The sequence below is a fragment of the Mesorhizobium sp. P3_A10 genome, from assembly GCF_056403175.1.
This window is the reverse complement of record NZ_JBFUFZ010000007.1, coordinates 321,881-332,489: the sequence shown is the minus strand read 5'-3', so window position 1 is coordinate 332,489 and position 10,609 is coordinate 321,881. Positions and strand designations below refer to the sequence as shown.

The following is a 10,609-nucleotide window of genomic DNA, read 5'->3' as shown; positions in this document are numbered from 1 at the left end:
GCGACCGCGCCTCGTCGCCGGCAATGTCTGATTTCACGAGGTGGCAAAGGTGCCCTCAACGGCCGACAAGCGGCGCAGAGCGGAATATCGGCATCGCGTCGCGACGAGATTCAATCGCGGCTCAGCGCTCGCCGGAGTGCACCGAAGCGAATGCGATATTTTGCCGGCGTCAGCCCGACCTTGCGGCGGAAGAGCCGCCCGAAAAAACTCGCATCCTCGTAACCGACTTCATTGGCCACTGCTTCGACAGGGAGATCGCCCGTCTCCAGCAGCTGCTTGGCCTGCTCGAGCCGGAGCGCGTGGATGTAGTCGATCGCCTTCATGTCCGTAGCCCTCGCGAAGCGGCGCACGAAGGAGCGCTCGGACAGGCCTGACAGCTTGGTCATTGCGGCGACGGGCGCGGGCGCCCGGTAGTTGCGTTCGGCCCATTTCTGGCAGCGGTTGATCACCGCGTCGTCGGTCTGGCGAAACCGCATCAGCGCGGCGAAGGGCTGCTGGTCCATATCGTGCCACTGCAGCATGTAGACCTTGGCGACCTCCATCGCCTCCCTGAGGCTGACGAAGCGCGCGATCAGATAGAGGGCGAGATCCTGCCAACTCGAGCCGCCCCCGGCCATGACGATGCGCTGGGCCTCGCCGCTCAGCACGAGCGACTGGCCCGGCTTTACCTTAACGCCGGGATAGTTGTTCGTGAGCGTCTCGACATAGCCCCAGTGAATGGTGGCCTCGCGATTGTCGAGCAGCCCGGCCTCGCCGAGCAGCACCGCGCCAGAACATGCGCTGGCCAGCATGGCGCCGTCGTCATGCGCTCGCTTCAGCCAGGCGGCTTCGGCATCATACTGCCCGGCAACGCTTTCGCCCGGATTGACGAAGAAATCTGGAATACAGACGATGTCGGGGGGCGGGCAATCGGCAAGGCCGTGGTCTGGGCGCACCCAGATGCCGTTTGCTGCGCGAAACGGGCTGCCGTCCCCGGCAACCACATAGGGCCGCATGCGCGGCGTGCCTGCGGCTCCGCTGGTGATGAACAGGAAATCCCTGCCGGGCGAGGAAAACAAGTCGAACATGCCGTAGATCGTGGAGGCGGTAGCCTCCGGAGCGGCAAGGATCGCCACATTCAATGGTCTGGTCTGTTCAATCATGGCAGAAATGACCGCCTTCCAGCATTTTCGACTTTAGCGGCCGTGCCCGCGCCGCGCTAGCATGCGTGCGTGCGTGCGTGAAACGAGGAGACCGCCCCATGGCCGCCACCGCTACCCTTGCATCATCGAGCATCGAAAGCTTCCGTTCCATCTTGCGCGGCGAGGCGCTGGAGCCGTCGCACCCTTCCTATGACGCGACTCGGGTCGTCTGGAACGGCATGATCGACCGCCGTCCCGCCCTCATCGCCCGCTGCCGGAATGCTGCCGATGTCGTGGCGTCGGTGAATTTCGGGCGCGAAAACGGGCTGGCGATCGCGATCCGCTCGGGCGGCCACAATGTCGCAGGCTACGCCGTCTGCGACGGCGGGCTGATGATCGACATGTCGCTTATGAAGGGCGTGCGGGTCGCGCCCGACCTCGACCGTGCGTTCGTCGAGGGCGGCGCCACCTGGGCCGATGTCGATGCGGCCACCACCCCGCTTGGCCGCGCCACGCCGGGGGGTCTCATCTCGGCGACGGGCGTTGCCGGCCTGACGCTTTCCGGCGGCATCGGCTGGCTGCGCGGCAGCCACGGCCTCAGCGTCGACAATCTGCTGGCCGCCGATCTGGTGACCGCCGATGGCCGCCTCATCCATGCCGACGCGACGCAGAACCCGGATCTCTTCTGGGCGCTGCGTGGCGGCGGCGGCAATTTCGGCGTGGTGACGAGCTTCGAGTTCAAGCTGCACTCGATCGAACCGGAGCTGATGTTGTGCGGTCCGGCCTATCCCGAAGAGCGCGCCAACGAGGTCATTCCACTCTGGCGCGACTTCATGCAGACCGCACCCGACCGCCTGAGCGGCCTGGCCGAGTTCTCCACCCTGCCCGACGATCCCTCGATTCCCGAGCACGCAAGGGGCCGGCGCGTCCTGGCGCTCGCGCATGTCTATGACGGACCGGCCGACGAGGGCGAGCGGGTCGTGGCGCCGTTGCGCAGCTTTGGGGAACCGCTCGTGGATTTCAGCGGCCGCATGCCGTATCGCACCATCCAGTCGCTCTATGACGGGCTGTTCCCGAAAGGCCGCGACCGCTGCTACTGGAAATCCACCTACCTCTCGCACCTCGGCGACGAAGTCATCGAGGGGATCACCGCGCGGATGGTGAAGCGGCCCTCCGAAATGACCTTCGCCTCGATCTGGAAGTTCGGCGGTTTCGTCCAGCGCGTTGCAGCCGATGCAACTGCCTTCGGCGACCGCTCCATGCCCTTCATGCTCAGCCTCGACGCCATCTGGCTAGGCGCTGACGAGGACCATGCGAACATCGGCTGGGTTCGCAGCTTCTGGCAGGACATGCAGCGCTACTCGACCGGCCGCCTCTATCTGAACTTCCCCGGCCATGGCGAAGGAGCGGATCTCGTGCGCGACGCCTTTGGAGCCGAGGCCTACGCGAGGCTCGCCAAGATCAAGCACAGATACGATCCGGACAATCTGTTCCGCCTGAACCAGAACATTCTGCCAATGCACTGACGCACAATCCAAATCGGGCTACGGCGGGGACTCTCGTTTCGGCCGTGGTGGCTTTGATCGCGCTGAGTTCGCGAGCGACGACCAGCGTGGTCGCCGCGATGTCCGCTTTCAATCAGTGGCAAATCTGCCCGCAACGACCGAAATCAGGCGCGAAGCCGCCATTTCTCAATGAAAGAAAAAGCCCGCCGCAATTCACCCGCCGGAACGGCGGTGTCGAGCAGGCATAGGGGGCGACAACGCGATGTCTTCCTCCTCAAGGGGGCGGCTCCCCTTCTCGGCCAGTCGCTTACGCCTCTGTTCGCGGAAGGCGGTTAAGCCACATCGCGTGATGCCATAAAAGAACAGGCCAAAAATCAACCCCAGTGGCACCGCGCCGAACAGCATCGGCTTTAGCACCGGTTCCCACAGTTGCGAAATTGAATGGGCTTGGAGCATCTCACTCAGATGCGCTGGCGGGCCGTTTCGCACGTGGCCGTTCAACATGATCTTGCCGGCCTCCCACGACGCTCCCGCAACAAGTGGGAAGGTCAGCGGGTTGCCAAAGACGAATGTTCCTAAACCTCCTGCCACCATGTTTCCCGCGATGAGCCAGCACACAATGGCGGCAATGGCGAAATGGGAACCCACCGGAAAGAATGACGCGAAAATGCCAGCCGCTACCCCAGCCGCGACCGCGTGTGGAGTGGCATTCAGGCGCAGAATGCGCTTTGAAAAATATTGAAGCGAGCGTGAGAACGACCGGCGCGGCCACACATAAGTGCGTAAGCGCTCGAAGAGACCATCAGGATTTCGGCGTCTAAAGAGCATCCCTTGCCCACCTAAAACGCAGTCTGAAGATGATGCGATTGATGTCGTCTCGTTGAAAAGCAACCTTTCCGCTTGTTCTGAATTTGGATCAGCCAAGAGCCGCGTCGAGGATTGCAAGTACGATCGGGCACCGCCTTGCCTGTGAGTAATGACTTCAAGTCCACCTGATGGACGGCCCGCGCCGGTTAGGGCGCGGGCCATTTCCAACTATTGACTGATAACGATCCGCTGCTTGTCACGATTCTGGGCATAGGTGCCCTTGTCATAAGCGGTCTGCGCCTCAAGCTGGTCTTTGGTGAAATTGGTGTAGAGATAGCGATTGCCGTCCTTGTCGGCCATGAACTTCAGCTTCTCAAGGCCCACGGCCACCTGTTTTTCGCCCATGCCGAGGAAACCGCCGACGTCGACGATCACGGCATCAACCTTTTTGTCTGTGCTCAGAACCACGTCGCCAATCTCGCCGACCTTCGCATCATCAGCGCCATAGACAGTGGTGCCGACAAAGTCATTGGTGCTGATCTTGTCCACCGGCAGCTCGGTCAGCGACGCCTTGTCGATAGCAGCTGTTGCTGTGTTGTCGGTCGTTGTAGCTGCAGGTTCGTTGTTGGCCGAGGCGGCGGCATTCGAAGCCGTCGTGTCGTAAGCCTTGAGGTCGAAGTCGGGCTGCGCGGTGAGGTCTTCCTTGCTGGTCTTAGCGACCAGCCAGCGTTCACCCTTCTTCTCGACCCATTCGGCCTTGCTGAAATCGTAAGCGACGTTCTTTTCACCAATGCCCAGGAACCCGCCGACGCCGATGACAATATATTTGGCCTTGCCGTCGTTGGCGATGACGATGTCTTTCACATCGCCGATCTTCGCGGCATCGTCAGCGGCACTGTCGTAGACGTCGGCGCCAATGATCTTAGTGACCAGGGTTCCTTCCGCCGTTGTCGCATGCGCCGCAGTTCTTGTCGTCGTTGCGGCGGGCTTTGTAGCATCTTCGGCTGTGGCTCCCGTGGCCCACACACCGGCTGTGAGGAGCGTGGCTATTGCTGTGGTAGCCAAGAGTTTGCGGAGCATGTTACGTTTCCTTTGTGCGTTAAGTGTTGATGCACGCCGCGTTCGACTTAACTGATTGCAACCGTTGGCCGAACGCGGCACCTTGCCATTTCACAACGGGCTTGGTGAGACACGGTTCCTTTCGCTGGCCGAATGCATTCCCAATGCAACTTTCTGGGAGCGGAGGATGGCGCACCCTTCCACCCTCAGCTTGATCATCGTGAGATGCATATCGTGAGGTGCATAGTGAGGCGACCGACTCCATCGGGCGCCTGGAGGCGCTATGCTCATCCCCAGAGGCTCGGATCAACTGCCCGCAGCCATAAAAGCCCTGAGGATCAATTTGTCCTGTTGATCGATGTAACCGCGAGGTTCGTCAGCTTGTTGTTGGTTGCTTTTTCCTGGTCGAGGATCTCGCTGAGCAACTTGTGCGCCTCATCATGCCCAAGGTCCTTTGCCCATTCCCGCAGCGAGCCGTACCGGGAGATCTCATAGTGCTCGACTGCCTGGCAGGCGGCCAGCAGGCCGGAATCGAGAGCCGTCCCTGACGCCTCATCCATCAGCCCGTCGGCTTCCTTGATGAGGCCCTCAATCGCGTCGCACTTCTCGCCAGACGGCTTCATGCCTATCGACTTGAACACCTGCTCGAGCTTCTTGATCTGCCCCTTCGTCTCCTCGAGATGGTCCTCGGCTGCTTTCTTTAGCTTGGTGTCCTTCACGGCCGCAGCCACCTTGGGCAAGGCCTTGGTAATCGCGTTCTCCGCGTAATACATGTCTTGGAGGGTATGCTCGAAAATATCGCCTAGAGTTTTCATTGCAGTACTCCTTGGCCCGAATTGGCTTCCGGTGAAAGAGCGGGCAAGGTAAAAGGTTCCGTGCCTTTCACTTGGCCGTGGCACGTCCTGCTGGTGTCACGCTGGCTTATAGGCGAATTGCGACAGCTTACTGCCTGGTCAGAGCCGAAGACCCAGCATTAATGCGGTCAGCGCTGTGCTCGCGGGTGTACCGCAACCAGCACAACAACTCCACCAAGGTTAGACTTGCCCTGCCCGAGCGAGCTACAGGAGGGGCTTCAAAAGCTGGCTTGGACAGCTCAGGAGGACTGCGAAGTCGACCTGAACCCGAGGGATTGAGCGTCGCAAGAGGGTTGTGAAAACGCGTGATCCCTAGGACCACGCGCCTCAATCGCGAGTAAGAACGTGCAAGCTCGATTATTGGATCAGCGTCTAATCATTCGAGCGACGGCAATCAAAATGCATGCACCGATAAAGCCGGCGACAAGATAGCCAAGCCAGCCGGTCAATGATACGCCCAGCAGCCCGAGAAGGACGTTGGCTACGATGGCGCCGACGATCCCTAAAATGATGTTCATGAGCACGCCCATATTGCTTTTCATGAACATCTCGGCGAGCCAGCCGGCGATACCGCCGATGACGATAGCCGCTATCCAACCAACACCTGGATTTTCCATGTTTTCCCCTTTCCTTGAACCTAAATTGGTTCGGCGGAGAACGTGCCATAAGCCAATAAAGTTCCGCGGGTGCAACTGCCAGATTCCGCCTACCTCTGGAGGTGGCGACGAAGCAGTCGGATGTTGCGGTTGTTGGCCTTAAAATAGATATCGAAGATTGAACCGAGAATAGGAACGCTTCCCCCAACCGTATCAAGCAGCACGTTCCCTAGCATGCGGGCGACCAAGCCCTTTCCAGCACCGCAGTTTCGGGCTCGCATGACGATATATGCCGAGACCAGACCCGTCGCCACATCTCCCAGTACGGGTACCAGACCCACCAGGGCATCCAGTCCAAAACGAATTGATGTTCCTGGGATGCGCCAGCGGGAATCAAGCAATGCGGCCAATAAATCCAACTCGACAATTGCTCTTGCCATCTCAGAATCGCGATGGCCTTCCCGGCTCGTTTCAGCGGCCAGACGTGTGCGATTTAACAAATCGCCCCGGACTAGAGCTGTTGCTCTAGACATCGCTCTGGCCGGTTGAATTTTGTGGCCTACGCATGGGCACGTCATCAAGCAGTGTCGTCTCATCCGAGCCTCGTGTCGGCTCAGGGGGCAAGTTACCATTTGGCGTCATCTCGTTGACCGCCTCGGGCAAATCCCGGGTTATCCTGCTGATGAGTTCCTCGCGCGAAAGGCCGGTCTGCATTGAAAGGGACGTCAGCGTGTCTTCGTCTATTGCCGCTTCCACGTCGCTCGGCTGGATAGGCTGGTTTGGCCCGGTGCCAACCCAAGAATCGACCTTCGAGCCTGCCCCTGCCCCCCTGAATCGGTCCAAGATGTCACCAAGGGCTGTCCCCGAGACGCCATTCGAAATCTGATCCAGAATCCCGCCTTGCGGGTCGTTTGGATTTCGATCTCCCACCCCACGGATCATGTCGCCGATCTTGTCGCGATTCTGGTACGCTAAGACGCCAAGCATCGCGATCGCCAATCTTCCCAGATTTGCCATTTTGGTCTCCTCCACGGTTCAATGGAGGAAGGGCTCAGGTTCACAAAGGTTCCGCGAGCGACGATCTAATGTTGTTGGTATCGTTGCGGCGCTGTCCGGGGGCGTCCGACTGAGATGAGAGGGCCGCTACGACGTTACGCTTGCGCTAAAATGTGGTGGATCGCGGGCTGCCGCAACGAGCTATTGGCTCCATCCGAGAAGGTACAGATTTGCGCCTTGCCCACGTTCAACGCGCCGACCGCTAATAGGCGGCTGAGATCGCGGTCGCGAACTCCAGGGCATCAGCTACAGCGCACCAGAAATAAGCAGCTTCTTGACGGTAAATGCCATTTGCTCATCTGCCTTGGAAAAGGCGCGTGATGGTAGCGGATCACGCGCCTTCCAAATCAGTAGCCGTCCGGGCACCGAGCCACGTAAACTCTTCCATACCTATCGCGGTATCTGCACTGGCCGGCTTCGCTGGCGTGACCAATGACCGCCCCGGCTATCGCACCAACTGCGCCGCCAACAACCGCGCCTTTGACTGGGTCGCCTGCCACGGCGGCACCGACTGCTGCGCCGCCCAATCCGCCGACGGCAGCGCCCTGTTCGGTGCGCGAACATGCTGAGAGCGGGATAAGTAGACTCAAGACAAGAAGTGTCTTTTTCATAGATTCCTCCTTAGGCCATTATTAGCCATGACTTAAATGCGCGACCGGTTTTTTTGATCCAACGACGCCCGCTGCCAGCAAGCGAAAGTCGGATCGGGCATGCCGCCTTCGTCAGTCATTGGGCTTGATTTTCATTCGGCGTGCGGCGTTCACCAACGCAGCACCGTCTCGTTCAATGCTATCGACGAGCTCGCGGGCTTGATCGGGGTCGATGCCGGTTTCCCGCGACAGGAAGAAGACACGAAAGGACTTCTCCTCAGATGGAACAGGCGCAACACACTCGCACCCGCCTTTAGCCAGACGCTTGGCACGCTTCCACGGTGCGCGTTTCCTTTGGGCAGATGGCGTGACGGGGTCGACCGATATGGCCACGTCGTCTGCTGGGCCAGAGACGCTCATGATCGCTGTCCTCGGTTTGCCGCTTCTTCTTCGAGCAGGATAAGCTTTTCCCGGATCTCCTCCGGCTCAGCGTGCTCCAATCCGACGACATCGTTTCTGGTTTCATCCAGTGAAACGATGATCTCATCGAGTTTGGCGTGGATGGCGGCTGTGTCTCGATAGCCTTGAATAAGGACGATGCCCGTGATCACGATGGCCGCTACTGAAAGCGCATAGGTAACTACATTAGTCATGCCAAAGGGCACCAGGGCGGTGCATGCCACCATGGCTATCGTGATGACGTAGAAGCCCGGTGGCCGCGAAAGAAAATCGGCAGCTGCGAAAAGGATGCGGTTCATGTCGTCGCCACGGTCAACAAGGCAATCAGGGAAGCGAGGGCAACGCAGATTGGCACTGCCGCGAGTAAGCCTGCCTCCCGGAAGCGGACTTCGTTGTCTCGAAACATTAGTTCACCCCACGCTCACCAGTCAGGACAGAGGGTTCGATCGCCATTTTCCGCTGCAGGAGAATCCTCTCAGCGCAGCAAGGGGCCAAGCAGATGTTGGGTTCGTCAGCCAACGGATATTCCAATCATTAGAAACGTGATGGCCACCGCAAAAATCGGCGCGAGAAGCCAACGCGCTTGGCCAACACTTCTATCCATAGGTTCCTCCTGCCATCTGCATTGAACAACGAGCGCAGGGAGTGGCTGTTCCGGGCAGGACGATCCGCAAGACCATTGCGTCTCGCAGTCAGACCTTGGTCCTGCGTCAGCCTGCAGGGCAAGCTTTGGCTGTGCAAGGCGGCGCTTCCTCATATCGCAAACGCTGGAGGCGGATCGGTGATAATGATTTCGAGCATTGCCGCCCTGCGCGGTACAGGGCATCGGTGGCTATGGGTTCGAAGGCTCCGCCGATCCAACTGACGCGCACTTTGGCGGTTGAGTGGAGTCCGAAGGGTATTCGCGTCAATTCCTTAGCGCCACGACTCGTCAAGACGGAGTTCGCGCGGGAGCTGTGGGAAGATCCGGAACCGCTGGAGAAACTCGAAAATCGCATACCAAGTGAAAATTGTTTGGTTAGATAGCAATGCAGGAATCGCCACTCTTTGCTCTTTTTCTCGGCGTTTCGCTTGGCAGGTAGGGAGCCGACGCTGGCCGGCGATTGATGACCAATCGCCGGCTGTTAATGGGTTAGTTGGCGCTTGCTACAGGCGCGACTAGTGGCGTGATGCGGCGGATGCCAACCCGCCGATTTTCACGAGCGGCTTCTTCGGTCTTCACCTTCAGATACTGCTCGCCGTAACCCTGCGTTACCAAGTTTTCCGGCGGAATTGCAAAGCTGTTGGTGAGGGCGGACGCGACGGATTCGGCGCGCCTGTCCGATAGCGCGAGATTGGCTTCGTCCGAACCGACAGCGTCGGTGTGACCCTCGATTAGGAAGGTTTCAGCCGGATTCTCGCCCAATAGTTTCTCCATGGCCTCGGCGAGACCCTTCAGCTTTCCCAATTCGCCTTCAGCTACATCAGCTGACCCGGTCTCGAAAGTCAGCGTATCGAGGTCTACGCGGCGGACAATGTCACGAAGGCGGGCCGAGCGCTTCACTTCGTCAACGGAGTAGAGTCGTTGGATGCGCTCGACCGGAGGCTGGTCCAGAAACGTGTAGTATCGCTGCGGGTCGTCTTCGTCGGCCGCATCTAGGACATACTCATTCACCGGAATCGTGAGCCGGATTGGGGGCAGATCGAGGCCAGGATCCCGCCAGTTGTTGTCGCGGTAGTATTCATCGTCAACATAGACCATCACGAACTCGCGGCCATCCGCGGTGATGCGGGAGCGCCGGATCACGTTGCCATATCGATCCCGCACAGTGACAATTTGGTTGCCGTTCTCGCGCACGATCGTCTCGCGGGTGCGGCCACGGGGAAGGTCTTCATAGTAGACCTCCTTGGCGCCGCGAGTCATGCGCGGCCGGTCGTTACTTTCGACGGTGATATGGTCGCCGAACTGGATAATGATCCGGTCGCCGATCTCGCGGACCACGTCAGTTCCCTCCGGACGCTCGCGCTTTCGCCCCTCCTCCTCGGGCGAGCGGTCGCGCCGCGAGCCTTCTTCTGACTTGACGGACTCAATCTTCTTAGGCTGGGCAGCCTCAGTCGCTGCAGCGTCCGACGTCGGAGGGGGACCAGCATCTGGGGGTGCCGGTTGGTCCGTCGGCTCTCCCGTCGTTGCTGGTGCTGGTCCATTGCTCGGAGCAGATTCCTTCTGACTATCCAAAACAGGGGCTGCATCGGGGTTCGCAGGTGTGGCGCTCGCGTCGGCGGGTGCTTGACCCGCCTTTGCGGGCTGCTCAGTTGCAGCCGGAGCTCCCGTTGCCGGAGCCTCGGTTTGCGGTGCAGTTGGCTCCTTCGCGGGCGGAGGCGTGGTAGCAGGCGGCTCGGTTGCAGCAGGCGCTTCCGGTTGCGCTTGAGGCTGCGGAACCGGCTCGGCCGCAGCCGGAGGCGTAGTAGCAGGCTGTTCGGTCGTAGGTGCTTTAAGTTGTTCTGGGGGCTGAGGAGCCGGCTCGGCTGGGGCCTGTTCTGACGGACTGAGGGTAGGCTCTGCCGCTGGGGCAGCTTCGGCAG

At 59.9% G+C, this 10,609-nt stretch carries 13 protein-coding genes; 2 read left to right on the top strand and 11 right to left on the bottom strand.

Annotated elements, in window-relative coordinates:
• Positions 1-110: 110 nt before the first annotated feature.
• Positions 111-1,142, bottom strand: coding sequence for a GlxA family transcriptional regulator (locus AC1DXU_RS25510; protein WP_477373410.1), 1,032 nt, complete (start codon positions 1,140-1,142; stop codon positions 111-113).
• A 98-nt stretch (positions 1,143-1,240) separates the two neighbouring features.
• On the opposite strand from AC1DXU_RS25510, the gene AC1DXU_RS25505 reads away from it, so the two are divergent.
• Positions 1,241-2,647 carry an FAD-binding oxidoreductase gene (locus AC1DXU_RS25505; protein WP_477373408.1) on the top strand — a complete coding sequence of 469 codons (1,407 nt, stop codon included), beginning with the start codon at positions 1,241-1,243 and terminating at the stop codon, positions 2,645-2,647.
• A 192-nt stretch (positions 2,648-2,839) separates the two neighbouring features.
• Here AC1DXU_RS25505 and AC1DXU_RS25500 read toward each other — a convergent pair whose 3' ends face one another.
• The 9 genes from AC1DXU_RS25500 to AC1DXU_RS25460 all read right to left on the bottom strand — a co-directional run bounded on the left by AC1DXU_RS25500 (position 2,840) and on the right by AC1DXU_RS25460 (position 8,346).
• Positions 2,840-3,454 (bottom strand): DUF2062 domain-containing protein, encoded by a 615-nt coding sequence (locus AC1DXU_RS25500; protein WP_477373514.1) that lies wholly within the window; start codon positions 3,452-3,454, stop codon positions 2,840-2,842.
• A gap of 207 nt (positions 3,455-3,661) precedes the next feature.
• Entirely contained in the window at positions 3,662-4,513 is an 852-nt protein-coding gene (locus AC1DXU_RS25495) for a PRC-barrel domain-containing protein (RefSeq protein WP_477373406.1), read from the bottom strand.
• A 317-nt stretch (positions 4,514-4,830) separates the two neighbouring features.
• A complete protein-coding gene (locus AC1DXU_RS25490; protein WP_477373404.1) occupies positions 4,831-5,307 on the bottom strand; it encodes a YciE/YciF ferroxidase family protein in 477 nt (158 codons plus the stop codon).
• Positions 5,308-5,711: 404 nt separating this feature from the next.
• Positions 5,712-5,963 carry a GlsB/YeaQ/YmgE family stress response membrane protein gene (locus AC1DXU_RS25485; protein WP_477345419.1) on the bottom strand — a complete coding sequence of 84 codons (252 nt, stop codon included), beginning with the start codon at positions 5,961-5,963 and terminating at the stop codon, positions 5,712-5,714.
• Positions 5,964-6,052: 89 nt separating this feature from the next.
• Positions 6,053-6,382: a DUF4112 domain-containing protein gene (locus AC1DXU_RS25480; RefSeq protein ID WP_477373402.1), complete on the bottom strand. Its 330-nt coding sequence runs from the start codon at positions 6,380-6,382 to the stop codon at positions 6,053-6,055.
• Positions 6,383-6,467: 85 nt separating this feature from the next.
• Positions 6,468-6,959: a YidB family protein gene (locus AC1DXU_RS25475; protein ID WP_477373400.1), complete on the bottom strand. Its 492-nt coding sequence runs from the start codon at positions 6,957-6,959 to the stop codon at positions 6,468-6,470.
• Between the two features lie 386 nt (positions 6,960-7,345).
• Complete coding sequence (locus tag AC1DXU_RS25470) at positions 7,346-7,609, bottom strand: YMGG-like glycine zipper-containing protein (RefSeq protein ID WP_477373398.1); 264 nt, start codon at positions 7,607-7,609, stop codon at positions 7,346-7,348.
• Positions 7,610-7,720: 111 nt separating this feature from the next.
• Positions 7,721-8,008, bottom strand: coding sequence for a hypothetical protein (locus AC1DXU_RS25465; protein ID WP_477373396.1), 288 nt, complete (start codon positions 8,006-8,008; stop codon positions 7,721-7,723).
• Positions 8,005-8,346 carry a low affinity iron permease family protein gene (locus AC1DXU_RS25460; protein ID WP_477373394.1) on the bottom strand — a complete coding sequence of 114 codons (342 nt, stop codon included), beginning with the start codon at positions 8,344-8,346 and terminating at the stop codon, positions 8,005-8,007. Before AC1DXU_RS25460 ends, AC1DXU_RS25465 begins: the two co-directional genes overlap by 4 nt.
• A 535-nt stretch (positions 8,347-8,881) precedes the next feature.
• Between AC1DXU_RS25460 and AC1DXU_RS25455 the strand changes: the two genes are divergently transcribed.
• Positions 8,882-9,073: an SDR family oxidoreductase gene (locus AC1DXU_RS25455; RefSeq protein ID WP_477373512.1), complete on the top strand. Its 192-nt coding sequence runs from the start codon at positions 8,882-8,884 to the stop codon at positions 9,071-9,073.
• 106 nt (positions 9,074-9,179) lie between these two features.
• On the opposite strand, the gene AC1DXU_RS25450 is transcribed toward AC1DXU_RS25455, so the two are convergent.
• Positions 9,180-10,028 (bottom strand): OmpA family protein, encoded by an 849-nt coding sequence (locus tag AC1DXU_RS25450; RefSeq protein ID WP_477373392.1) that lies wholly within the window; start codon positions 10,026-10,028, stop codon positions 9,180-9,182.
• Between the last annotated feature and the right edge of the window lie 581 nt (positions 10,029-10,609).